The sequence below is a fragment of the Plantactinospora sp. BB1 genome (genome assembly GCF_003030385.1).
Taxonomy (GTDB): domain Bacteria; phylum Actinomycetota; class Actinomycetes; order Mycobacteriales; family Micromonosporaceae; genus Plantactinospora.
The window spans coordinates 2,864,128-2,887,698 of record NZ_CP028159.1 but is presented as its reverse complement, the minus strand read 5'-3'; the positions used below and the strand labels follow the sequence as shown (position 1 = coordinate 2,887,698).

Annotated in this window: 21 protein-coding genes and 3 tRNA genes; 11 read left to right on the top strand and 13 right to left on the bottom strand. The window is 72.1% G+C overall.

Annotated features, from left to right (window positions below; translation table 11 throughout):
- Nucleotides 1-80: 80 nt before the first annotated feature.
- Nucleotides 81-156: transfer RNA gene (locus tag C6W10_RS12545), tRNA-Lys, on the bottom strand.
- Nucleotides 157-344: 188 nt separating this feature from the next.
- Between C6W10_RS12545 and C6W10_RS12540 the strand changes: the two genes are divergently transcribed.
- Together C6W10_RS12540 and C6W10_RS12535 are read left to right on the top strand one after the other, a co-directional pair.
- Nucleotides 345-1,583, top strand: coding sequence for an Ig-like domain-containing protein (locus tag C6W10_RS12540; RefSeq protein WP_107258217.1), 1,239 nt, complete (start codon nucleotides 345-347; stop codon nucleotides 1,581-1,583).
- A 268-nt stretch (nucleotides 1,584-1,851) separates the two neighbouring features.
- Nucleotides 1,852-3,144 (top strand): Ig-like domain-containing protein, encoded by a 1,293-nt coding sequence (locus tag C6W10_RS12535; protein ID WP_369938319.1) that lies wholly within the window; start codon nucleotides 1,852-1,854, stop codon nucleotides 3,142-3,144.
- 282 nt (nucleotides 3,145-3,426) lie between these two features.
- On the opposite strand, the gene C6W10_RS12530 is transcribed toward C6W10_RS12535, so the two are convergent.
- Nucleotides 3,427-3,499 (bottom strand) — tRNA-His (locus tag C6W10_RS12530).
- A gap of 146 nt (nucleotides 3,500-3,645) precedes the next feature.
- Complete coding sequence (gene orn / locus C6W10_RS12525; protein WP_107258215.1) at nucleotides 3,646-4,242, bottom strand: oligoribonuclease; 597 nt, start codon at nucleotides 4,240-4,242, stop codon at nucleotides 3,646-3,648.
- A gap of 68 nt (nucleotides 4,243-4,310) precedes the next feature.
- Here orn and C6W10_RS12520 point away from each other — a divergent pair, with 68 nt between their 5' ends.
- Complete coding sequence (locus C6W10_RS12520; RefSeq protein WP_107258214.1) at nucleotides 4,311-5,621, top strand: glycosyltransferase family 87 protein; 1,311 nt, start codon at nucleotides 4,311-4,313, stop codon at nucleotides 5,619-5,621.
- Nucleotides 5,622-6,054: 433 nt separating this feature from the next.
- On the opposite strand, the gene C6W10_RS37975 is transcribed toward C6W10_RS12520, so the two are convergent.
- The 3 genes from C6W10_RS37975 to C6W10_RS38490 all read right to left on the bottom strand — a co-directional run bounded on the left by C6W10_RS37975 (nucleotide 6,055) and on the right by C6W10_RS38490 (nucleotide 10,771).
- Nucleotides 6,055-7,833, bottom strand: coding sequence for a DUF963 domain-containing protein (locus C6W10_RS37975; protein WP_199853918.1), 1,779 nt, complete (start codon nucleotides 7,831-7,833; stop codon nucleotides 6,055-6,057).
- Nucleotides 7,834-8,024: 191 nt separating this feature from the next.
- Nucleotides 8,025-8,768, bottom strand: coding sequence for a YcnI family protein (locus tag C6W10_RS12510; RefSeq protein WP_107258213.1), 744 nt, complete (start codon nucleotides 8,766-8,768; stop codon nucleotides 8,025-8,027).
- Nucleotides 8,769-8,779: 11 nt separating this feature from the next.
- Nucleotides 8,780-10,771, bottom strand: a complete 1,992-nt coding sequence (locus tag C6W10_RS38490; RefSeq protein ID WP_234361898.1) for a copper resistance CopC/CopD family protein — start codon at nucleotides 10,769-10,771, stop codon at nucleotides 8,780-8,782.
- A gap of 578 nt (nucleotides 10,772-11,349) precedes the next feature.
- Here C6W10_RS38490 and C6W10_RS12495 point away from each other — a divergent pair.
- Genes C6W10_RS12495 through C6W10_RS12485 form a run of 3 tightly spaced genes read left to right on the top strand, consistent with a single transcriptional unit; the run spans nucleotide 11,350 to nucleotide 13,830 of the window.
- The gene (locus C6W10_RS12495) at nucleotides 11,350-11,895 is read left to right on the top strand and encodes a DoxX family protein (protein WP_107258212.1); all 546 of its coding nucleotides are present in this window, start codon (nucleotides 11,350-11,352) and stop codon (nucleotides 11,893-11,895) included.
- Nucleotides 11,888-12,607 (top strand): thioredoxin domain-containing protein, encoded by a 720-nt coding sequence (locus C6W10_RS12490; protein WP_107258211.1) that lies wholly within the window; start codon nucleotides 11,888-11,890, stop codon nucleotides 12,605-12,607. Before C6W10_RS12495 ends, C6W10_RS12490 begins: the two co-directional genes overlap by 8 nt.
- Nucleotides 12,604-13,830, top strand: coding sequence for a hypothetical protein (locus C6W10_RS12485; RefSeq protein ID WP_199853917.1), 1,227 nt, complete (start codon nucleotides 12,604-12,606; stop codon nucleotides 13,828-13,830). Before C6W10_RS12490 ends, C6W10_RS12485 begins: the two co-directional genes overlap by 4 nt.
- On the opposite strand, the gene C6W10_RS12480 is transcribed toward C6W10_RS12485, so the two are convergent.
- Genes C6W10_RS12480 through C6W10_RS12465 form a run of 4 tightly spaced genes read right to left on the bottom strand, consistent with a single transcriptional unit; the run spans nucleotide 13,827 to nucleotide 16,628 of the window.
- On the bottom strand, nucleotides 13,827-14,627 hold the full coding sequence (locus tag C6W10_RS12480; RefSeq protein WP_107258210.1) for an energy-coupling factor ABC transporter ATP-binding protein: 801 nt from the start codon (nucleotides 14,625-14,627) through the stop codon (nucleotides 13,827-13,829). The two genes, C6W10_RS12485 and C6W10_RS12480, sit on opposite strands and share 4 nt — an antisense overlap.
- Nucleotides 14,624-15,394, bottom strand: coding sequence for a cobalt ECF transporter T component CbiQ (gene cbiQ, locus C6W10_RS12475; protein ID WP_107258209.1), 771 nt, complete (start codon nucleotides 15,392-15,394; stop codon nucleotides 14,624-14,626). The genes C6W10_RS12480 and cbiQ overlap by 4 nt, the downstream gene beginning before the upstream one ends.
- An 11-nt stretch (nucleotides 15,395-15,405) precedes the next feature.
- A complete protein-coding gene (locus tag C6W10_RS12470; protein WP_369938315.1) occupies nucleotides 15,406-15,912 on the bottom strand; it encodes a PDGLE domain-containing protein in 507 nt (168 codons plus the stop codon).
- The gene (locus tag C6W10_RS12465) at nucleotides 15,909-16,628 is read right to left on the bottom strand and encodes an energy-coupling factor ABC transporter permease (protein ID WP_199853340.1); all 720 of its coding nucleotides are present in this window, start codon (nucleotides 16,626-16,628) and stop codon (nucleotides 15,909-15,911) included. Before C6W10_RS12465 ends, C6W10_RS12470 begins: the two co-directional genes overlap by 4 nt.
- A gap of 138 nt (nucleotides 16,629-16,766) precedes the next feature.
- Between C6W10_RS12465 and bcp the strand changes: the two genes are divergently transcribed.
- From bcp to C6W10_RS12450, 3 genes are all read left to right on the top strand, one after another.
- Nucleotides 16,767-17,243 carry a thioredoxin-dependent thiol peroxidase gene (gene bcp, locus C6W10_RS12460; protein ID WP_107258207.1) on the top strand — a complete coding sequence of 159 codons (477 nt, stop codon included), beginning with the start codon at nucleotides 16,767-16,769 and terminating at the stop codon, nucleotides 17,241-17,243.
- A gap of 30 nt (nucleotides 17,244-17,273) precedes the next feature.
- A tRNA-Leu gene (locus C6W10_RS12455) sits at nucleotides 17,274-17,354 on the top strand.
- A gap of 70 nt (nucleotides 17,355-17,424) precedes the next feature.
- A complete protein-coding gene (locus C6W10_RS12450; RefSeq protein ID WP_107263892.1) occupies nucleotides 17,425-17,943 on the top strand; it encodes a GNAT family N-acetyltransferase in 519 nt (172 codons plus the stop codon).
- Nucleotides 17,944-18,028: 85 nt separating this feature from the next.
- On the opposite strand, the gene C6W10_RS12445 is transcribed toward C6W10_RS12450, so the two are convergent.
- From C6W10_RS12445 to C6W10_RS12435, 3 genes are all read right to left on the bottom strand, one after another.
- Nucleotides 18,029-19,075, bottom strand: coding sequence for an expansin EXLX1 family cellulose-binding protein (locus tag C6W10_RS12445; protein ID WP_234361725.1), 1,047 nt, complete (start codon nucleotides 19,073-19,075; stop codon nucleotides 18,029-18,031).
- A gap of 80 nt (nucleotides 19,076-19,155) precedes the next feature.
- On the bottom strand, nucleotides 19,156-19,998 hold the full coding sequence (locus C6W10_RS12440) for an MOSC domain-containing protein (RefSeq protein WP_107258206.1): 843 nt from the start codon (nucleotides 19,996-19,998) through the stop codon (nucleotides 19,156-19,158).
- Between the two features lie 73 nt (nucleotides 19,999-20,071).
- Complete coding sequence (locus C6W10_RS12435) at nucleotides 20,072-20,905, bottom strand: class I SAM-dependent methyltransferase (RefSeq protein ID WP_107258205.1); 834 nt, start codon at nucleotides 20,903-20,905, stop codon at nucleotides 20,072-20,074.
- Between the two features lie 67 nt (nucleotides 20,906-20,972).
- Here C6W10_RS12435 and C6W10_RS12430 point away from each other — a divergent pair, with 67 nt between their 5' ends.
- On the top strand, nucleotides 20,973-21,839 hold the full coding sequence (locus tag C6W10_RS12430) for a MurR/RpiR family transcriptional regulator (RefSeq protein ID WP_107258204.1): 867 nt from the start codon (nucleotides 20,973-20,975) through the stop codon (nucleotides 21,837-21,839).
- 82 nt (nucleotides 21,840-21,921) lie between these two features.
- Nucleotides 21,922-23,571 (top strand): urocanate hydratase, encoded by a 1,650-nt coding sequence (gene hutU, locus C6W10_RS12425; protein ID WP_107258203.1) that lies wholly within the window; start codon nucleotides 21,922-21,924, stop codon nucleotides 23,569-23,571.

The following is a 23,571-nucleotide window of genomic DNA, read 5'->3' as shown; positions in this document are numbered from 1 at the left end:
TTGTCGAGCACCCCGGGCACGCCGGCAGCAATGAAAAAGGCCCGGATCCAGGTGGGAACCCAGATCAAGGCCTTGATCGTTGGTGCGCCGCCAGGGACTCGAACCCCGAACCCGCGGATTAAGAGTCCGCTGCTCTGCCAGTTGAGCTAGCGGCGCTCGCTGACAACGGGAGAAACCCTAACACGGCTGCGGGAGGAGCTTCCAACCAGTTCCCCTTCCTGCGACGAGGAGCCGACCCGAGCCGGCAAAACGGGCATTCCTCCCATAGGTTTGGCGTCCGGGGTCAAAACTGTGGCCCCGATAGTGCACGATGTCTCCCGGGATTCGAGTGGACCGAGGTGGGGATGGGCAGGAGCACGCGCACCTGGGCGATGATCATCGCTCTGGTGGTCGGCGCGCCGCTGGGTTTGGCGGCGTGTGGCGGCGACGGAGACGAGAAGCCGCAGTTCGTGAGCGGTGACGGCGGGGCGGCCGGAGCGTCTGCGACCCCGACACCACCCGCCGAGCCGCTCGAGTTCGCGATCACCCCGGCCAGCGGCGCCAAGAAGCAGCCGGTGAGCATCGAGATCGGCACCAGCGTCAAGGGCGGGAAGATCAGCAACGTCAGCCTGACCCTCGCCGGAGGCGGCGCGGTCCGGGGCGCGATGCGGCCGGACGGCTCGTCCTGGGTGCCGGCGGCGCCGCTGAAGTACGCCAAGACCTACACCGCGCAGGTCACCGCGACCTCTCCCTCCGGCCAGACCGAGACCAAGACCACCTCGTTCACCACCATGGCCAAGCCTAGGTCGGTGATCGGCTCCGGCCTCTACCTCTTCGACGACAAGACCTACGGCGTCGCCATGCCGGTGGTGGTGGAGTTCTCTCCCGGCATCGCCAAGAAGGACCGGGCCAAGGTGCAGCAGCGGATGTTCGTCGACTCCGACCCGCCGCAGCCCGGCGCCTGGCACTGGGTCTCCAACGGGACCCAGGCCTACTACCGCGCTCCGGAGTACTGGCAGCCGGGGACGACGCTGAGCGTACGGATCGGGCTGGAGGGCATCCCGCTGAGCAACGGCCGGTACGGCAACGTCGACCGCAAGGCGACCGCCAAGATCGGCAACAGGTTCGAGATGAAGGTCGACAACAAGACCAAGAAGATGACCGTCATCGAGGACGGCAAGGTGGTCCGGACCATCCCGGTGAGCCTCGGCAAGAAGAGCACCCCGTCGTCGAGCGGCACCATGGTGGTGATGGAGAAGAAGGAGTCCACGGTCTTCGACACCCGCGACGACCCGGACCCGGCGAACCGGTACGTGACGGACATCGACTTCGCCCAGCGACTGACCTGGGGCGGGGAGTACATCCACGCCGCTCCGTGGTCGGTCGGCGACCAGGGGCGACGCAACGTCTCGCACGGCTGCGTCAACGTCTCCACCGCGAACGCCCGCTGGCTCTTCGAGAAGACCAAGACCGGCGACCCGGTGACGGTCACCGGTACCGAGCGGAAGCTGGTCTCCGGGAACGGCTGGACCGCCTGGAACCTGCCCTGGAAGGAGTACGTCAAGGGCAGCGCCCTGCCGGTCCCCGCCGACCTGGGCGCCTGACCTGGGCCAGCACGGCGACGGACCGACGACGGACCGACGATCGACCGACGACCGACCGACGACGGATCGAGGACGGATCGAGGACGACTTCGGTCGACATTGAGGTACCAACCGGTTGAATCGACCTGATCCGATGGTGTTCTACGGCACGGGAGGAAACGAAAACTTGCTCACGGACGTCTTTGGGAGAGGATGACCGTGGGGACCGAGTGGGTACAGCTGTGGAAAACAGCAGTGTGAGGGGATCATGCGACCAGGCCGGAATCAGATGACCCGTGGTACCTCCGACCGGGGTCCGGCGACGCGGGTACGACGACCCGCGCCGCTGCGTGCCCTCGCCTCGGTCCTGATCGCCGGGGCCCTGGCGGTCACCGCGACCGCCTGCACCGGCGACGGCGACAAGGGCGCCGGGCCCTCGTTCCAGGGCGGCAGCGAGGCCGAGCAGCAGCCGAAGGCCTCCGCGACGATCACCGCGCCGGCGGCCGACGCCAAGGACGTACCCGCCTCGGCGGAGATCGCCTTCAGCAGCAAGGATGCCGTCGAGACGACCGTCGAGGTCAAGAACGCGGCCGGTGAGGCCGTCAAGGGTGCGCTCACCGCCACCGGGACGTGGCTGCCGGAGAAGGCGCTCGAATACGGTACGACGTACACCGCGACCGTGACCGCGACCGGCGACGACGGCAAGCCGGCGACGACGACCAGCACCTTCACCACCATGGCCAAGCCCGGCAAGCAGATCCGGGTGACCAGTTTCCTCGGCGACGGCCAGACGGTCGGGGTCGGCATGCCGTTGATCGTCAAGTTCAGCCGGGCCGTACCGGAGGACTACCGGGACGACGTGCAGCGTCGGATGACCGTGCAGGCCACCCCGGCCCAGGAGGGGATCTGGCACTGGGTCAGCCCGACCGAGGTGCGCTACCGCCCGAAGACGTACTGGAAGGCCAACACCAAGATCTTCTACAAGATCCAGGCCGGCGGGCTGCCGATGGGCGACGGCTGGTACGGCCGGTCCGACCTCACCGTCGACATCAAGACCGGGCCTGCGGTGGTGATGACCGTCGACAACAAGACCAAGAAGATGACGGTCAAGAAGGACGGGAAGGTCATCAAGACCATCCCGATCAGCCTCGGCAAGAAGAGCACCCCCTCCTCCAGCGGCACGATGGTGGTCATCGAGAAGCTGAAGAAGACCGTCTTCAACACCATGGACGACCCGAACCCGGCCAACCGCTACATCACCGACATCGAGTACGCCCAGCGGCTCACCTGGGGCGGCGAGTTCATCCACGCCGCGCCCTGGTCCGTCGCCTCGCAGGGGCGTACGAACGTGTCGCACGGCTGCGTCAACATGTCCACCGCCAACGCGAGCTGGCTGTTCAACCAGACCCGGGTCGGCGACCCGATCGTGGTGAAGGGCACCGAGCGCAAGCTGCAGAACGGCAACGGCTGGACCGACTGGAACATGAGCTGGGACGAGTACGTCAAGGGCAGCGCGATCCCGGTCGGCGAGACGGCGACCGCACCGACCGCCGAGCCGACCGCCGGCACCGCCACGGGCTGAACCGGCGACAAGCCCGCCGGCACCGCCCACAGCCCACCGCCCACCGCCCACCGAAGACGCCCTCGCCCTCCCGGAACCGTCCGGAGCGGGCGAGGGCGTCTCGCAAGAGCGGAAGCGGAAGCGGAAGCGGGAGCAGGAGCGGGAGCGGGAGCAGGAGCGGGAGCAGGAGCGGGAGCAGGAGCGGGCCTCGGATCGATCGCGGTTAGCTGCCCCAGAACGATCAAGACCCCCTCGGAGGAGGGGGTCTTGTCTCGACCTGCGGATCGCGAGATCCGGCATGAGGGTGACTGATGGGATTTGAACCCACGACACCCGGGACCACAACCCGGTGCTCTGCCAACTGAGCTACAGCCACCATGTTCAGTTTGATCAGGAACATCCGCCACAACCGGATCAGCGGACCCGGCAGGGCGACGACCAATGATAGCCACACCCCTCCCCCCGCCGTCGACCGGGTTGCACCCTGTCCGGGACGACGGCGGGACCGCCGGGCCGAGGCCCTCAGAGCTCGGCGGCGATGGCCTTGGCGGCGTCGACGTCCGGGCCGGGCAGCGGTACGAAGATCGTCCGGCGGTAGTACTCGAGTTCCCGGATGCTCTCCCGGACGTCGGCCAGGGCCCGGTGGGCCAGCCCCTTGGCCGGCTGCCCGAAGTAGACCCGGGGGTACCAACGACGGCACAACTCCTTGATCGACGAGACGTCGATCATGCGGTAGTGCAGGTGGGCGTCGAGTCGGGGCATGTCGCGGGCCAGGAAGCCACGGTCGGTGGCGATCGAGTTGCCGCAGAGCGGTGCCGTACGCGGGTCCTTGACCAACGAGGTGACGTACTCCAGCACCAGGTCCTCGGCCTCGCGCAGGCTCACCGTCGAGCGGCGAACCTCCTCGGTCAGGCCGGAGCGTTCGTGCATCGCCCGCACGATCTCCGGCATGCCAGCCAGCGCCTGCTCGTCGGCGTGGATCACCACGTCCACACCCTCACCGAGCACGTTGAGGTCACGGTCCGTGACCAGCGCGGCAACCTCGATCAAGGCATCCTTGCCGAGGTCGAGTCCGGTCATCTCACAGTCGACCCAGACGAGAAGATCAGCCACGACGATCAGACTACGCGTAGCCTCGGCAACCGCGCCTCAACGCTGTGGACAGAACGGACCGCTAGGGTTTTCCCGTGCCAGCCGATCCCCCCGTGCCATCCGCCACCGACGAGGACGATCCCGGCGGCCGCACCGCACGCCAGATCATCGTCGTGGTGCTGGTCGCCGCGGCGGTGCCGCTGCTCTATCTACTCAGCACCCCGCACAACTTCTACGATCTCAAGATCTATATGAGCGCGATGCGGTGGTGGGCGGACGGGAACCCGCTCTACGACTACGTGCAGGCAGACGATCTGCAGGGCCAGCTGTACTTCACCTACCCGCCCTTCACCGCCCTGCTGCTGCGTCCCTTCGCCGGGTTGCCGATCGGGGCCACCGCCGCCATCTTCACCGTATTGACCGTACTGGCCCTGCTGGTGACCACCTGGTGGCTCGTCTCGGCGATCGCCGATCGGCGCGGGGTGTCCCGGTGGTTCGCGGCGGGACTCGCCGTACCACTCGCCTTCGCCGTGGAGAGCACCCGGGAGACCATCATCTTCGGGCAGATCAACATGCTGCTCGTGGTGCTGGTCCTGGCCGACCTGCTCTTCGCCGTACCCCGGAACTCGCGCTGGGCCGGCGTCGGGATCGGGCTGGCGACGGCGCTCAAGCTCTATCCGGGGATCTTCATCGTCTATCTGCTGGTCACCCGGCGGTGGCGGGCGGCGCTGGTCTCGTCCGCGACGGCGGCCGTCGCGACGCTGCTGGCGGCGGCCATCGCCCCCAGCGACTCCTGGCGGTTCTGGACCCACGAGCTCTGGCTGACCGACCGGGTGGGCCGGCCCGACTACACCGGCAACCAGTCGCTCTTCGGGCTGCTCAGCCGCTTCACCACGCCCGGAGAACCCAACCAGGTGCTCTGGCTGGTGCTGGTGGTCGCCGCCGCGGCGTACGGGCTGTGGCGGGCCGCCCGGGCTGCCCGGGCCGGCGACGAACTCGCCGGGTTGACCCTGACCGGTCTGGTCGCCGTCCTGGTGAGCCCGATCACCTGGACCCATCACGCGTACTGGTTCATTCCCGCCGTGGTGGTGCTGGTCGACGCCGGACTACGGTCCAGCGGAGCACAGCCGCCCGATCCGCCCGACGGCCGGGCCGGCCGCCGCCGCAGGTTCGCGCTGCTGGCGCTCGCCGCGCTACTCACCGCCGCGATCGTGTACGGCGTGGTCTCGTACTACGACTGGGGACGCGCCTTCGACCGGACGGACGCGCCCGGCGAGTTCCTGCTGCGCAACCTCTACGTGCTCTTCGCGCTGCTGCTGCTCTTCGTGCTGCCGATCCGCCGGGCGTCACCGGGTACGGGCACGGAAGCCGACACCCCGAAACATGAACCAAGTAGCCGGCAGTAGCAGAAGTTGCGCCAAATGGACAGATCTATCTAGTACGCCTCGATGCGGTTAATCTAGGGACACATCTGAAACGTCCCTTCGGTACACCGATCCCCCGGTGAAGGTGGCCCCCCGTGTCGGCAGCGCGGGGGGCCACCCGCCGTTCGTCCCCTCGCGTTCCCTCGCGTTCCCTCGACAGGGTCACCCGGTCGGAGACACGCCAGCGGCGAAACCCACCTCGCGGTCGGCACAGCCCAACCCCCAGCCGACCCGCGATCAGTGAAGCCGACTCGCGACCAGCGTCCTCAGCCCTCGGCCCTCGGCCCTCAGCCCTCAGCCCTCGGCTCCCGACGAGCACCCGCAGCTCGCGATCGGCGCCCTCGGGATCGTGGGCAGCGCGCTCGGTCAGCCCGGCCCAGGCCCGCACAAGGTGGAACAGGGCCGGGGAGTGGGGTCAGCGGGGCGCCGGATTCGGACTGGACCGCCTGATGTCGTGCCCCAAGCCGGCCGGCTCGTTCTCCTGTACGGGATCCTGCCGGTAACCAGGGGCGGCGTTGCCACCGTTCCGCCCCGTCGGAGCGTCCATCGCTGCCGATCTGGTCGCCGGCTCGTAGCCCCTCGGCCTGTTCAGCCCGGTACGCCCCGTACGCGGCTGGTCGGCATCGTAGGCTGCCGCCCCCGGGGTCGCCGGACGCAGCGCGACCCGCCGGACACGCTCCTCCTCGCCGGAGAGCAGCCCGGACAGGTCCTCGGCCTCCGGTACGGGCTGCACCGGAACCGGCCGGTCGTCCCGCGATCGCGCACGTACCGTGGCCGGCGCGCCGGCCTGTCTCGGGGCGACGTTGGCCGCTGGGACAGGGGCCGGCCTGGGCGGTGCCGGCATCGGCGGTGCCGGGGCCGGCAACGGCGGCGTCGGCGAGGGTGCCGGCACCGGTGCGGGCGGTGGCGTGGGTACTGGCGCGGGGGCCGGTGCCGGGGCTGGCGCACGGGCGGACTGCGCCGCCACCACCACCGAGCCTGGCGACCCAACCGGCCCAGACGACCCAACAGAGTCCGAACACCCAGCCAGGCCCGACGACCGCACAGGTTCCGACGACCGCACAGGTTCCGACAACTCCACAGGTTCCGACAACTCCACAGGTTCCGACGACACCACACGGGCCGACGACTCCACAGGATCCGACGACCGCACAGGATCCGACGACGCCACAGGATCCGACGACGCCACAGGGGCCGACGACACCACAGAATCCGACGACACCACAGAATCCGACGACCGCACAGGGTCCGGCGGGTTCATCGGCGGCCAGACCAGGCGCGACGAGGCCCCTGGACCCGGCCACGCCACCGTGACGCCGCCGGCCGGCGTCACCACGTCCGCCAGCGTCGCGGGTCGCCTCGACGGCACCGGACGGCTCCGCGCCTCTTCCGGCCCACTGCCGACCTGGGCCGGCACTTCCGCTGGACGCTCCACTCTCCTCCGCTCGCCTCGGTGCCCGATCTCGTTTAGGGCGGCGATGCCGAGCCGGGCGGTGAGCGCCGGTATCTGGCTCGGTTCGACGACGAAGACCACCTCGCGGGGACGGATCGGCCGGGCCAGCAGGGCGACGCCGAAGAGCACCAGCAGGCCGCTGACGGCCAGGGAACTCCAGGCGACCGGGTCGAGCCAGCCGGGGCGTACCTCGGCGCGCAGGTCGGCGACGACGCCGGCTCCCGCGTCCGGGCGCATGACGACGAGGCTGAGCCGGGGTGCGCGTACGTCGTCGACGGTCAGGTCCAGTGTGCCCAGGCCGCTGCGGAGCCAGAGTGCCTGCTCGCCGGGGAGAGCGGGGGCGGCTGCGGTAGCCGGCTCGTCGGCCGGAGCGATGCGTACCGGCAGGCTGCCCCGGGTCACGCTGACCCGGTCGAGCCGGGCGTACGGCGACTTGGCGAGGTAGGTGGCGACCTCGGCGGTGGGCGCGAGGCCGAGGAAGGCCGGCTCCGCCCCGGTACGCGCCACGACCCGCAGCCCGGTCCGGCCAGCGCGTACGAAGGGTGCGTCCCGGCGCAGCATCGCGGCCAGGTCGGGTACGACGACGGCGTGCCCGCCGGTCTCGATCCGGTCCAGGGTGCCGGCGAAGGCCCCGTCGCCGCCCCGCTGTTCAGAAACTGTCCACAGTGCACCGCCGACGAGGAGCACCGGCAGTCCGATCGTGAGCAGGAGTATCCCGGCGATCAGCCGCACGAAGCGCATACCGTCTCGTTCCCTCCGGTCGCGGTACCGCCGATGACGTCGCACGACCGGCGGCAGGGGTCGCAGTACCCGACGACCATACCGAGCGAAATCGCTTCAACACGGATTATTGACTTAAAACGCCGCTGGCCCGTCGGCAGAACTGCCGACGGGCCAGCGAGGACACCGGTGGGTGCAGAGGTGTCGTGGGATCAGGCGGTGGGCGGCGTGGCCTCCCGTCGGGTACGCGCGAATGCCAGCCCGCCCAGCGCCAGGCCGGCGAGGCCGGCTACCAGGCCCGCGATCGCCAGGCCGAGGGCGGCCCCGTCGCCGTCGTCCTCGTTCGACGATGCCGGCTGCTGCTGCACCACGGCCGGGCCGGCGCTCGCCGGGGTGCCGTTCCCGGCCGCCGGAAGCAGCTTCAGAACCGGGGCGGGGTCGTTCTCCGGCTCCGTACCGTCGGCGGCCGGCGGCTCGATCCAGCGCGCCGTGGTGCCGTCCGAGTAGTGCTGGACGACCCGGAACACCAGCTGCTTGACCTCGGGCAGCGGTCCCATCGAGACCGGGAACTCGTGGAACTCTCCCGGCTTGATCCCGGCGTTCGCCGCCGCCGTCCAGGTGATCTTCGAGACCACCTCGCTGACCTGGCTGCCGTGCACCTCCACCGGCGGGTCCACCTTGCGCTTCTCGACCGCCACGGTCCAGCCGGGAACCGGCATGGTGGAGACCGAGGCGAGCGGCGCGTCCTCGGGGAACGTCACCTCCAGCTTGACGGTCGACGCGGTGTCGCTCTCGGTCGGTACCCGGAACGCCACGCGACCGTAACCGCCCTGGGTCGCCTCTTTCGGGTTCACCGTGACGTGCGCGGAGGCCGACGAGGCCACCCCGAACACGCCGATCACGGCTGCTCCGAGGACGAGGGCGGCGGCGCGCGCAACCCGACGGTGACGGATCATGATGTACCTCTCTAGGTGATGGGCACGGTGCTGGTCACCGTGGCCTGGTCGATGTCCGAAAGCCGGACCGTGAAGCTGAGCTGCCAGTTGCCCGCCGTCGGCAGGCTGATCTCGCCGGTGGCGTGGTTGTCGGTGAGCGGCAGCAGTGGGATTTCGATGGGTTCCACGCCCTGCTCCGGCAGCGCGGCCGTGGCCTTCCACTCCACCACCGGCAGCGGCTTGTTGTCCGGCGTGTACGCGTAGAGGTGCACCGAGTTGCTGCCGACCCCGGCCGGGTCCACCTCGACCTGCAACGAGTAGAGCGAACTGGTCAGCGTGGTGGTGTAGTAGCCGGGGCCACCGGCGTCGCCGTACTCGCCCGCGGTCCTGGCCGGCGGAGTCTGCACCAGTACGGCGGAGAGGGCCAGCACCACCGCGGTGATCGCGAGTTCGACCCAGACCGCCCGACGGATCCGTCTGGCCGACGCGGCGGGCCGGGGTGGGTCGGCGACGAGCGTTCTGGCGGCGGTCGCCAGGAGGGCGCCCCGGGTCGCCCGCTCTGTGGCGGCCGATTCCTCGCCGCCGTCCGGGCCGGCCGGCTCGTCCCGGCCGTGGCCCGGGCCCTCCGGTGCGGAGTCCTCCGACGACCCCTGGCCGTCCCGCCCGGCCCCGTCCTCCCACTCGGCGTCCCACTCGTCCGTCCCGTCGTCGGTCCGCCGATCCGGCGCGACGGCGTCATCCACCTCGTCGGACGGGTCCGACGGGTCCGACGGGTCGGCTGGATAGGCCGCCGCTTCGGTCGCTTCGGTCGGGTCGTCGGCCAGCAGGCGGCGCCGGACTAGTTGCCGCGAGTACGCGGCCACCGCGATCACCGCCGCGAAGAGCACCACCTTGGCGATGATCAGTCGGCCGTACGTGGTGGAGACGAGCGCGGACGGCGTACCCACCTCGATCAGGGCCTGGACGATCCCGGCGAGCAGCAGCGCTGAGACGGCGACGGTCGCCCAGCGGGACCAGACCGGCAGGATCGCGTCGAGTTCCCGGTCGTTCGCGCGGCGGAGCAGGAACCCGCCGAGCATGACCAGTCCACCGAGCCAGACCGCCATGCCGGCCAGGTGGACCGCGTCGACCACGACCGAGACCGCCGGTACCGGCGAGGCCGCCGCGTGCCCGGCGATCGGCCAGGTACCCAGACCTGCCACGCCGAGCACGGTGAGCAGGATGTGGTCGCCCCGGCCGGCCCGGCCGCTGATCAACGGACGGAGCAGGATCACCGTCGCGGCCAGGATGCCGAGCCTCACCAGGTGGGCCGCCCCGAAGGTGCTGCCGAGTACGTCACCGAGCGCGGCGCCGTCGACCGCGAACGGCCCGCCACCGGTGGTGTACGGCACCTGGAGCCAGAGCCCGGCGAGGGTGGAGAGCACGATCAGCCCGATGCCGGTCCAGATCAGCCGGGCGGGGCCGCGCCGGTCGAGCCGACGGGGCCAGAGCAGGCTGAGCACCATCACCGGACCGATCAGCAGCAGCAGGCCGACGTAGCCGACGGCCTTGAAGATTCGTACCGCCGCGCCCACCGCCGGGTGGATGTCGTCGGCGTCGCTGTCGGACGGCGGCGTCGACGGGGCACCGACGGAATAGGTGTACGCGCCGGCCACCGGGTGGTTGTCCGCCGAGATCACCCGGTAGCTGACCAGGTAGCTGCCCTGGGCTCCGGACGGGTCGACCGGGATGGTGATCACGGCACCGTTGAAGGTCGGGTCACCCCGGTCCACCCGGCTACCGTCCGGGCCGAGCACCCGGATCTTGTCCGGTACCTCGCGGACGCTCTCGCTGAAGGTGAGCACCACCTCGGCGGGCGCGTTGGAGAGCACCGCGTCGGCGGCCGGACTGCTGCTCACCAGTACCGCGTGCGCGCTGGCCGGGACGGCCGGACCCAGCAGCAGGGCGAGGGCGGCCAGCAGCAGGCCGAGACTGGCGCCGGCGCGGGCCAACCATCGACGATTCGCAGCAATCATGCCCGATATCGTGACCGACCACCCCGGCTTCGCGCGACCTCGGGTCACGCCGGGTCCGCCTCGATCACACCGTCCGACGACTTACGATCACCGGCCGCCGGCCCCGGACGACGAGCACCGGCCGCCGGTTTCGACCCACGATCACCCGCCGTCGGCTTCGACCCACGACCGACCGCCGCCGGCTCCGACCCAGGTCCGACCGCCGCCGGGTCGAGCCGACGGCCATCGGCGGGCGGCCGGCGACCGGCGCGCGGAACGGCGCACAGGTGGTCGGCTGCCCGGCGCGCGAGCCCGGTCCAGTCAGGTATCACGACCGATAGTCGGCGGCGGACCCGAAAAAGTTCCCGAACTCGCGACATCGGTCCGGGATTTGTGCGGCGGCCGGGGGTCGATCAGGGGCGGAGACCCCGCGAATCGGCTCGACCAACGGGCCAGAGCCGGGTGCCGGTCGGACGTTCTGCCCGGTAATGCCCACCTGTAACCGTAATGCCCCCTAGCGTTGGTGAGCGTGATCTCACCCGGTACGGCGGCTCGGATGACCGATGCCACACCGGGGCCGGAAACCCGCACACCGACCAAGACGACTAATGACTGTGACTGAGCGGACCACAGCAAGCGCCCCGGCGCCGGGCCACCGCCGCTGGCGGGCCGCCCGGCCGTGGCTCGGCACGGCCGCCCGGCTGGGCCTCGCCGCCGTGTGGCTGGCCGCCGGCGCTACCAAGGTCGGTGACCTCGCCGGCTCCGGCCGGGCGGTCAGCGCATACAAGATCTTCCCGTACGACCTGGCGGTGGTGATCGGGGCGGCCCTGCCCTTCGTGGAGTTGGCCCTCGGGCTGATCCTGCTGGTCGGGCTCGCCACCCGGCTCGCGGCCGGGATCTCGGCGGCACTCCTGGTGATCTTCATCGCCGGGATCGCCTCGGCCTGGACCCGTGGCCTCTCCATCGACTGCGGATGTTTCGGCAGCGGCGGCGACCTCGCCGCCGGCCAGGACCCGACGTACGGGACGGAGGTCCTGCGCGACGTGGGCTTCCTGGTGCTCGCCGGCTTCCTGCTGGTCTGGCCGCGTACCCGGTTCTCGGTGGACGCGGCGCTGGGTCGGGACACCCGCGAGGAGGAGAGCGACGATGAGTGACCGGAACCGCAAGGGGCAACGCCGACCCGCCCGGGTCGTACGCGAGCAGATGGCCCGGGAACGACGTCGCAAGCGCACCCTGTGGACCTCGGTCGGCGTGGTCGTCGTGCTGGTCATCGCCGGATTGATCGGCTGGGGCGTCTCGGCCAGCCAGGACTCGGGCGACTTCACCCCGCCGGGCGGGGCCAACCCGGAGGGCACCGGCATCGTGCTCGGCTCCGGACCGGTCAACGTCGACGTCTACGAGGACTTCATCTGCCCGATCTGCCGCACCTTCGAGCAGCAGGCCGGCGGCACGATCGACCAGCTCGTCGCCGAGGGCAAGATCCGGGTCACCTACCACCCGGTGGCCTTCCTCAACCGCTTCTCCAGCACCGAGTATTCGACCCGGTCGTCCGCCGCCTCCGGATGCGCGGCGCAGAGCGGCAAGTTCCGGGAGTACGCGAGGGCGCTCTTCGACCGTCAGCCACCCGAGGGCGGCGCCGGACTCAGTGACGAACAACTCGTCGAGGTCGCCACCAGCATCGGGCTGGCCGGGGACAGTTTCCGCAACTGCGTCCGGGAGAATACCTTCGAGAAGTGGACGGAGCACGTGACCGACGAGGCTGCCCGGGCCGGAGTGACCGGCACCCCGACCGTGCTCGTCAACGGCAAGCAGGTGCAGGCCAGCGCCGAGGCGATCAGCGCGGCGGTGGCGGCGGCCGGCAGGTGACCCGCCCCGGACCCGGCTGCCGTCGCCTCGGCGGGCTGGCCCGCGCCGGGATCGCCCTGGCGGTGGGTCTGGTCGGCGTGTTCGGGTCCGCGACGCCGGCCGCCGCGCACGCCGCCGACACCCCGGACGGCACCGACTACCGGGCCGAGGTGACCTCGGTCACTCCGGCGCTGCCGGGGCTGCGGGTCCGGGTGGTGGAGGGCGGCGCCCGGCTCGAACTGGAGAACCGGACCGGTCGCACGGTCGAGGTGCTGGGCTACGCCGGGGAGCCGTACCTGGAGATCCGCCCCGACGGCGTCTACGAGAACACCGCCTCCCCGGCGACGTACCTGAACCGGACCCTCGCCGGAGACACGCCGCTGCCGGCCGGGACCGACCCGACCCGGCCGCCGTCCTGGCGACGGGTCGGCACCGAGCCCGTGGTCCGCTGGCACGATCAGCGCAGCCGCTGGCTGGAGGAGTCGCCGCCGCCCCAGGTCACCGCCGCCCCGGACCGGCCGCACCGGGTCCGCGACTGGGTGGTGCCGCTGCGCGACGGACTGCACCCCATCGAGGTACGCGGCACGCTCGACTGGCTGCCGCCACCCGACCCGCTCCCCTGGTGGAGCATGGGCCTGCTCGGTGCGCTGGCGATCGGGGCACTCGGGGTACTGCCCCGCAACTCCCGACCCGGCCGCCGGATCACCGTCGCGCTGGCCGTACTCGCGGTCGTCGGTGGGGTGGCGGCGCTGGGCTTCGCGCTCGCCCGGGGCGCCGACGCCGGGTTCGGCGGGATGCTGCTCGGACTCGTCACGGGGCAGCTCTGGCCCACCCTGACCGGCGCGGGCGCGCTGGCCGCCGGGGCGTACGCGCTGACCCGTCGACCGTCCGGCGACTTCGCGCTGGCGCTGGCCGGTACCTGTCTGGCGCTCTTCACCGGGGTGACGAACGCGGCCGTCTTCGTCCGCTCGGTGGTGCCGGTGCCGTGGCCGGCGGTGTGGGCCCGGGTCCTGATCGCGACGGTGATCGCGGTCGGCGGCGGGCTGGCCGTGGCCGGGATACTGCGGCTGCGCGCCACCGGCCGGTCGTCCGGCGTCGGTCCGGCCGGCCCGGGCGCCCCTCGACGGCCGACCCGCCGCTGGTCGGTGGCCCTGCCGGCGGAGGAACCCGACCCGACCGCCGCCGCCGGCAACGGCAACGGCAACGGCGGACGGTACGCCGACGAACCGGCGGTCAGCGGTTAGCCGTTGGCGGCGAGTTGCCGGGCGGCCACCGCCGGGTCGAAGCCGTACGGCAGTTCCAGGCGGTGCCGGGCGAGCAGCTCGGCGTCGGCGAGGATCTCGGCGGTCGGCCCGTCCGCGACGATCCGGCCGGTGTCCAGGATCACCGACCGGTCACAGAGTTCCAGCGCGTACGGCAGGTCGTGGGTGACCATCAGCAGCGTCACCGGCAGCCGGCGCAGGATGCCGGCCAGTTCGCGGCGGGCGGCCGGGTCGAGGTTGGAGGAGGGCTCGTCCAGGACGAGGATCTCCGGGCGCATCGCCAGTACGGTCGCGACCGCCACCCGACGGCGCTGCCCGAAGGAGAGGTGCTGGGGCGCCCGGTCCCGGTGCTCGGCCATCCCGACCGCGTCCAGCGCCTCGGTCACCCGCTCGGCCAGCTCGGCGCCGCGCAGGCCGAGGTTCGCCGGGCCGAACGCCACGTCCTCGGCGACGGTGGGCAGGAAGAGCTGGTCGTCGGGGTCCTGGAAGACGATGCCGACCCGGCGGCGGATCTCGGCCAGGGTGGCCCGGTCCCGGTCCACGGTCAGCCCGCCGACGGTGACCGTGCCGGCACCGCCGCCGAGGATCCCGTTCAGGTGCAGCACCAGGGTGGTCTTGCCGGCGCCGTTCGGGCCGAGCAGGGCGATCCGTTCGCCGCGCGGGACGGTCAGGTCGACGCCGCGCAGCGCGACCTGACCGTCGGGGTAGCTGAACCGCACGCCGCGGACGTCCAGGGACGGCGGGTCGGCGGCGGGAGTGCTGTGCACGTACCCGATCATCCCAGCACGACCGCGGCGGCGGCGATGCCGGTCGCGGCGAGCGGCACCGTCGCCGCGACCAGCCAGTGCCGGGTGCTGGCCGCACCCGTGCCGAGCCAGGCGGCCGGCATCCGCCCCTGGTAGCCCCGGGAGACCATCGCCAGATAGACCCGCTCGCCCCGCTCGAAGGCGCGCAGGAAGAGTGCGCCCACCCCCGCGCCGAAGCCGCGCAACTGCCAGAGGAACCGGGGGTCGTCACCCCGGGAGATCCGGGCGACCCGCATCCGCCGCGCCTCGCCGACCAGTACGTCCAGGTAGCGCAGCATGAAGGTGGCGATCTGGGTGAGGATCTGCGGGCAGTGCAGCCGGTCCAGCCCGAGGATCAGGTCCCGCATCGTGGTGGTGCCGGCGAGCAGCAGCGAGGCGAGCACCCCGAGGGTGCCCTTGGCCAGGATGTTCCAGCCGCCGTAGAGCCCGTCGACGGAGAGCTCCAGCCCCAGCCAGTTCACCCGCTCGCCGGTGCCGAGGAACGGCAGCGCGAACGCGAACACCACGAACGGCAGCTCGATCAGCGACCGGCTGGCCAGCCAGCGCAGCCCGACCCGGGACACTCCGGCGACCAGCAGTACGAGCGCGAGATAGCCGCCGAACGCCCAGAACGCCTCCCGGGGAGTCGCGACGACGGCGAGGGTGAAGACCACCATCGCCACGATCTTGACCTCGGGTGGCAGCCGGTGCACGGCCGACGTCCGCTCCCGGTAGAGCACGTGCGCGTGCCCGGCTCCCATCTGTGGCGCTCCTACTCGGTGCCGTCGGTACCGGTCCGACCGGCGGCGGGAGTCACGGTCGACCCGTCACCGCCGCGCGGTGCCGGGGTACCCGTGCCGCGCGGTGCCGGCGTACCGCTCCCGGCGCCCGCTCCGGCGGCGGTGGCTGCCGCCGGGGCGGCGGTCGGGCGGCGCCGGGTCAGCCAGAACAGGCCACCGCCGACGGCGAAGGTGATCAGCACCCCGAGCACCCCGGAGAGCCCGGTGGAGAGGAACGCGTTGTCGATGCCCCGGACCCCGTAGTCGGCCAGCGGCGAGTCGGCCAGCTCGTGCTCCTCGGCCTCCTGGGCCGGGCAGCTGCCGCCGGTGATGTTGTCGTCCGCGTCGAAGGTGCAGCCCTCGCGCAGCGACGAGTCCAGCCCGTCCGGGTGGGCCGAGGCGAAGTTGCTGACCACCCCGGCGAGGAGGAGCGCGACCAGCAGGCCGCCGAGGATGAACGCGCCGGAGCGCTTCGAGATCCGGGTGCCTCCGGTCGTCATCGGGTACCTCCGGTCAGCGGCAGGTGGTCGGCGGTCGGGAGCGGACGCAGCGAGCGCAGCGCGTAGACCAGGTCGGGCCGGACCTTCGCCACGGTGACCACTGTGGTCGCGGTGATCAGACCCTCGCCGACGCCGATCAGCAGGTGCACCCCGGCCATCGTGCCGGCCAGTCCGCCGAGGCTGCTGCCGACGTCGGTGGTGCCGCCGAGCCAGTACTGGAGGACGAAGCCCTGCGAGGCGACCAGCACGCTCAGCACCGAGGCGACGAACGCGGTCACGCCCAGTCCGGTCACGGTACGGGGGAGGATCCGCAGCAGGAGCGCGATCAGCAGGTACGCGACCGCGACACCGATCAGCGCCATGTTGGTGATGTTGAGGCCGAGCATCGCCACCCCGCCGTCGCCGAAGATCAGCGACTGGACGATCAGCACCACCGCCACGCAGAGCGCCCCGACCCAGGGTCCGACCAGGACGGCGGCGAGTGCCCCGCCGAGCAGGTGGCCGCTGACCGCGCCGGTGAAGATCGGAAAGTTGAGCATCTGGACGGCGAAGATGAACGCGGCGACCAGCCCGGCCATCGGGGCGAGCCGGTCGTCGAGGTCCTGCCGACCGCGGAGCACGCACAGCGCGAGCGCCGCCAGGGCCAGCGCCCCGAACGCCGCCGCCACGGGACCGTTGATGATTCCGTTCGAGATGTGCATTGCCAGGCTGTCCACGCCACCTCCCAGGTGCCGGTGCGGGATCCGTCCCGCCGGCCGGCTCAGCGTAGGACTCGGCCGTCGCTATTGCCAAGATTTTGCAAGAGCTGTACACCAACCGCAATCTCCGGTCCACCTGGCGATAGAGTCGTGGCCATGACCTCGCCGATCCGCCTCGCCCCCGGGGACGCCGCGCCCGACTTCGCGCTGCCCACCGACACCGGAGAGACGCTCTCGCTCAAGGAACTGCGTGGCCGCAAGGTGGTGCTCTACGCCTACCCGAGGGCGATGACCCCGGGCTGCACCACGCAGGCCTGCGACTTCCGGGACTCGCTCGCCTCCCTCCAGGCCGCCGGCTACGAGGTGGTCGGCATCTCACCGGACACCCCCGCCGAGCTGGCGAAGTTCCGGGAGCGGGACGCCATCACCTTCCCGCTGGTCTCCGACCGGGACAGGGAGGTGCTCGTCGCGTACGGGGCGTACGGCGAGAAGCAGTCGTACGGGCGGACGATCACCGGCGTGATCCGGTCGACCTTCGTCATCGACGAGGAGGGCCGGATCGAGCGGGCGCTCTACAACGTCAAGGCCACCGGGCACGTCGCCAAACTCCGCCGGGACCTCGGCCTGGACTGAGCCCGCCAGCGGTCTAGACTTTGAGCGCGAGCGGGAGTGGTGTAATGGCAGCCACGCAGGATTTAGGTTCCTGTGCCTTCGGGCGTAGGGGTTCGACTCCCCTCTCCCGCACTTGTTAGCACCGTCACGCCCGGCGCGCGGGCCGGCGGGGCCTCCCGACGGGCCGGCGAGGATGACCCGGGTGGGCATCCGTTTCGTACTCGATCCGCCGCCGACCCCCGACCTGCGCGACGAGATCGTCCGACTCTGGACGGCGGTGACCAACGCCGGCGGGGCGGTCGGCTTCGTCGGCCCGGTCTCCGAGGACGACGTCCGGCCGTTCGCGCTGGCCACCCTCGGGGCGGCGGCCGAGGGGCCGGACCAGCTGCTCGTCGGCTACCGGGGCGACGAGTTGGTCGCGCTGCTCTTCCTCACCGACAACCGGTTCCACCTCAAGGCGCACTGGTGCGTGCTGAAGCGGGTGATGGTGCACCCCGACCACCAGGGGTACGGCTACGGCCAGGCCCTGCTGCGCGAGGCCGAGCAGGTGGCCCGGAACGCGGGCTGGGAGGCGCTGCACCTGACCGTCCGGGACGGCCGGGGCGTGGAGGAGTTCTACCGGCGGCTCGGCTACCGGGAGGTCGGCCGGCTGCCCGGGGCGCTCCGGGTCGGGCCGGGCGACGACCGCGACGAGATCCAGATGTGGCTGCCGCTGGACTGACCGTCCGGCGCCTTCCCGTCGGCGACGGGGAGAGGCCGGGGGCGGTTCTCCTGCCCGACCGCACGGTGGGGCTGATGTGTCGGGGTCAGCCGCAGGCGACCGGTGCCGGACCGCCGGCAGCGCCCGCCACCGCCTGTCCGGCCGGGTCGGCACCGGTCGGCGTACCCGGGGCGGGCGTCGGCGACGCGGTCGGGGCGGGGCTGGCGGGGGCGGGCGGGGCCGACGGGCTCGCCGAGCCGGCGGCGGCCGGGGTGGCCGGGTACCTCCGTACCGTGCTGCGCTGCACCTGTCGGGGTGCCAGCCGGATTCCGGTGCCGACCGCCTCGTGGCCGTAGACGTCGACCACCCGGATCGAGTACGGCCCCGGGCCCATTCCGCCGTCGACCACCCAGTAGTTGTCGGAGCCGCGCTTCGCCGCCCGCCAACTCGAACCGGCGCGCTGCACCGCGACCGACTTCACCGGGTTCCCGTGGTTGCCAACCTGCACGGCGAACCAGTATCGCGACACGCCGCTCTTGAGCCGGAAGGTGAGCGGGCCGGGCAGCGGCGGGTCGACCACCGCCCGGTAACGCACCGGGACGATGCCTGCGGAGAGGTCGGCGATCTTCGCGAACGCCTGCCTGGACAGGTCGATCTTGTTGTTGGTGCAGCCCGCGCAGCGGTCCAGCACCATCACCCGGACGGTGCCCTTCGGGCCGGTGACGTCGAGGAAGCTGCCGCAGGCGGCCGAGCCGGCGTACTGGCTGGAGCCGAGCGCCGCGTAGAGCCGGTTGGCCGGCGGGCCGGGCAGCGAGCAGTTGCCGCCCGAGCTTCCCCCGTCGTAGTGCGACGCCTTTCCCTTGTAGACCGTCGCGCCGGACGGCGGCGCCGCACGCTCCAGCGGCGGCGCGGCCAGCGCGGCGGCGCAGGCGGCCGAGTCGGAGAACTGCCAGACGAGCACCAGCCCGAGGACGGCGGCGAGCAGCGCGGCGGACCAGCCGGCCAGCCAGCGCCGGGACATCCTCCGCCGGACCGGCCGAGCGGTCGGGGCGGGATCGCCGCCGGGCGGCACGGCAGCTCCGGCGATTCCGGCGGGGCCGGTGGTGGTCCGGTCCGTACCGTTCGGATTGTCGGGAGGCTCCGGCTCGATCATCCGGGGCATGTTGCCCTAGCCGCCGCGCCTTTCGCAAGGCCCGGACCAGGGCGTTCGACCGGTGCCGATGGCTACCGGGGTCAGCTCGCCAGTTCCACCGGGTCGCCGACGGTCAGCGTGCCGACCAGCCCGTCCGGGCCGGGTGCCGAGACCGGGACCAGGTTCTGGCCGAAGACCAACTGCCGGTTGATCCGGCGGTACTTCGCCAGGGTGCGCAACGGTTCCCGGCCGCGTACCCCGGTCTCCTGGTCGGTGGTGGTGACCAGGCAGCGGCCGCAGGGCTTGGCCACCAGGAACGTCACCGGGCCGATCCGCAGCCGGCGGCCGGTCCAGCCGTCCTCGGCCCACGGGTCGGCGCCGCCGACCACCACGTTGGGGCGGAACCGGTTCATCGGCAGCGGCGCCTCGGCGTTGCCGGATTCGAGCAGGGACTCGTTGAGTGCGTCCAGCGAGGCGCGGTTGGCCAGCAGCAGCGGGTAGCCGTCGGCGAAGCTGACCCGGTCGGCCGGATCGACCAGGTCGGCGTCCGGGATCGGGCGTACCGTCGGATCGCCGAGCCAGACCAGCCGGACCTTGCGGTCGAGCAGCCGGGAGAGCCAGTCGTCGGCCGCCGGCTCCGCCCGCCGGGCCGGCACCACCGGCATGTTCGAGAAGACGCGTACGGCGATCGGCTCGCCGTCGGTCGGCTCGGCGACCTCCAGGGCGGGCCGGCCGGCGGCGCGCAGCAGCAGGCCGCCGGGGCGGAGTTCCGGGCGGATGGCGACCAGCCCGGTCACCTGGCGCTGGGTGACGGCGGTGCCGTCGTCGCCCACGATCATCCAGCGCCGGTCGCCGGCCAGGCCCCACGGCTCGACCCGGGCCGCGTCGTGGTCGCGCCGGTAGCAGCCCTTGACCGGGTACGTGTGCACGGAGACCAGCCGCATGGCGTTCACCCTGCCACAGCGCTCCCGGCGGCCGGTGTCTCGGGCCGTCCGCCCGGAGGGCGGGAGCCGGCCGTCACCAGGCGATGCCGATCCCGTCGCCCGGGTACCAGTGCTGGGCCGGGGTCTCCCGGTAGGCGAGGAACCGGCGGCCGGTCTTCTCGGCGTGTTCGGCGAGCACGTTGGTCACCGTGACGTTGTCGGTGAGCAGCCGGGCCCCGGGGGCCAGCTTCGCGGAGACGGCCTGGAACTCCCGGCGTTCGTGCCCGGTGCTGTGGTTGCTGTCGTGCAGGAAGAGGTCGACCGGGCGGTCCAGGGCCCTGATCGAGGCGAGCGAGTCGCCGATCACCAGGTCGACCACGCTGGCCCACGGCTCGGCCCTGGCCAGGTAACCGGCCTCCGGGTTGATGTCCAGCGAGGTGACCCGGCCGGGCTCGCCGTCGGCGGCGTTGCGCAGCAGGGCCGAGGCGAGCACGCAGGTGCCGAGCCCCTTGTCGACCCCGGTCTCGACGATGTGCCTCGGTCGGGTGGCCCGGACGATCGCGTACCAGCCGATCCGGCGGGCGTACCGGACGCGCCGGTCGGCCAGGCCGCGCCGGCCCGCGGCGGCGGTGGCCTGCTGGATGTGCCGCCGCAGCGGCTCGTCCTGCTCGATCTCGGTGAGGTACGTCCGCACCTGCTTGACCGGCACGTCGCAGGTCACGCTGACGAACCAGGCGAGGTGTTCCCGGCTGAGCTTGGTCAGGTCGTAGGTGTAGTTGTGGTGCTCGCGGGAGGTGAGCAGCCACCTGGCCGAGACGCTGATCACCCGGGCGTCGTGCCTGGCCACCCGCATGAGCCGCTTGGGGAACGCCGCAACCGGGGCGAGGCGGGTGCGGGCGATCGCACGCCGGAAATTCGTACCGTCCACCCGGCGGGTTTCCCCACTTCGGGGTCTCCCATTGCCCTCTGAATTGTTTTATGCATAGAGTCTTCCTGTGAATGACAGTGCTGTCATCGGGGCGTCGCCGACGGACCGCGTGCTCGACCTCTTCCAGGGCATCCGGCTCACCCCGACGCAGCGCCGGATCGCGCACAGCCTGGTCCAACACGCCGCCTCCGCCGCCTATCTCTCCGCGGCCGAGGTCGCCGAACTGGCCAAGGTCAGCCAGCCCTCGGTGACCCGGTTCGCCATGGCGCTGGGCTACGACGGCTACCCGGCGCTGCGCCGCCGACTCCGGGAGATCGCCGCCGTCGGCACCGGCCGGCTCGATCCCGGAGTCCCGGCCGGCAACGAGGCGCAGCGGGCGATCCGCGCCGAGGCCGACAACCTGGACCGGCTCGCCGAGCAGCTCGCCGACCGGGACGCGGTGACCGCCGCCGGTACGCTGCTGGCCGGCAGCCGCCCGCTGGTCGTACTCGGGCTGCGCGCCGCCGCCCCGCTCGCCGGCTACTTCGCGTACTTCGCGGCGAAGGTGCATCCGGACGTACGGGTCCTCGACTCCGGCGGGACGCTGCTCACCGACCGGCTGGAGCAGGCCCGGGCGGCCGGGGCGGGCGCACTGCTCGGCATCGTGCTGCCCCGCTACCCCCGGGAGTCGCTGGAGGCGCTCCGGGAGGCCCGCGCGGCCGGGATGTCGGTGGTGGTGATCACCGATTCGGCGGTCAGCCCGGCCGCCGAGTACGCCGACATCGTGCTGCCGGCCGCGGTCGGCGCCCAGCTCGTCTTCGACCTGCACACCGCCCCGATGGCGCTGTCGATGGTGTTGCTCCAGGCGATCTGCGACGCCGCACCCGCCGACGCGCAGCGCCGGCTGGAGGAGTTCGAGCAGTCCGCCGCCCGCCGCCAGTTGTTCGTCGGATAGCCACCGACAGTTCACCAATCCGACCCCACCGCCCCGCACCGCAGAGCAGCATCGAACCGTTCCCACCGCAGGAGGAGTTGCCATGCCCGAGCCGATCCGCGCCGCCCGCGGCACCACCCGGACCGCCGTCGGGTGGCCGCAGGAGGCGGCGCTGCGGATGCTGATGAACAACCTCGACCCGGAGGTGGCCGAACGCCCCGACGACCTGGTCGTCTACGGCGGGACCGGCCGGGCGGCCCGGGACTGGCCGTCGTACCACGCGCTGGTCCGCACGCTCGGCTCGCTCGCCGACGACGAGACCATGCTGGTGCAGTCGGGCCGGCCGGTCGGGGTGCTCCGGACCCACGAGTGGGCGCCCCGGGTGCTGATCGCCAACTCGAACCTGGTCGGCGACTGGGCGAACTGGCCCGAGTTCCGCCGCCTCGAAGAGCTCGGCCTGACCATGTACGGCCAGATGACCGCCGGCTCCTGGATCTACATCGGCACCCAGGGCATCCTCCAGGGCACCTACGAGACCTTCGCCGCCGTGGCGACCAAGCGGTTCGGGGGCACGCTGGCCGGCACCCTGACCCTGACCGCCGGCTGTGGCGGGATGGGCGGCGCGCAGCCGCTCGCGGTCACCATGAACGGCGGCGCCTGCCTGGTCGTCGACGTCGACCCGGAGCGACTGGCCCGCCGGGTCGCCACCCGCTATCTCGACACCGTGGCCGGCTCGCTCGACGAGGCGGTCGACCAGGTGCTCGCCGCCAAGCGGGAGCGGCGGGCGCTCTCGGTCGGGGTGGTCGGCAACGCCGCGACCGTCTTCCCCGAGCTGCTCCGCCGGGGCGTCGAGATCGACGTCGTCACCGACCAGACCAGCGCGCACGACCCGCTCTCGTACGTCCCGGACGGGGTGGAGCTGGCCGACGCCGCCGAACTGGCCCGGACGAAGCCGGCCGAGTACACCGAGCGGGCCCGGGCCGCCATGGTCAAGCACGTCGCCGCGATGGTCGGCTTCCTCGACGGCGGCGCCGAGGTCTTCGACTACGGCAACTCGATCCGGGGCGAGGCGCAGCTCGGCGGGTACGACCGGGCGTTCGCGTTCCCCGGCTTCGTGCCGGCGTACATCCGGCCGCTCTTCAGCGAGGGCAGGGGGCCGTTCCGCTGGGCGGCGCTCAGCGGCGACCCGGCCGACATCGCCGCCACCGACCGGGCGGTGCTCGACCTCTTCCCCGAGAACGAGTCGCTGGCCCGGTGGATCCGGCTGGCCGGCGAGCGGGTCGCCTTCCAGGGCCTGCCGGCCCGGATCTGCTGGCTCGGCCACGGCGAGCGGGACCGGGCCGGGGTCCGGTTCAACGAGATGGTGGCCAGCGGCGAGCTGACCGCCCCGGTGGTGATCGGCCGGGACCACCTGGACGCCGGCTCGGTCGCCTCCCCCTACCGGGAGACCGAGGCGATGGCCGACGGCTCCGACGCGATCGCCGACTGGCCGCTGCTGAACGCGCTGGTCAACACCGCCAGCGGCGCCTCCTGGGTGAGCATCCACCACGGCGGCGGGGTCGGCATCGGCCGCTCCATCCACGCCGGGCAGGTCTGCGTCGCCGACGGCAGCCCGCTGGCCGGGCAGAAGATCGAGCGGGTGTTGCGCAACGACCCGGCGATGGGCGTACTCCGGCACGTCGACGCCGGCTATCCGGAGGCGGCTGCGGCCGCCGCCCGGGGCGATCTGCGCATCCCGATGGCCGAAGGGTAG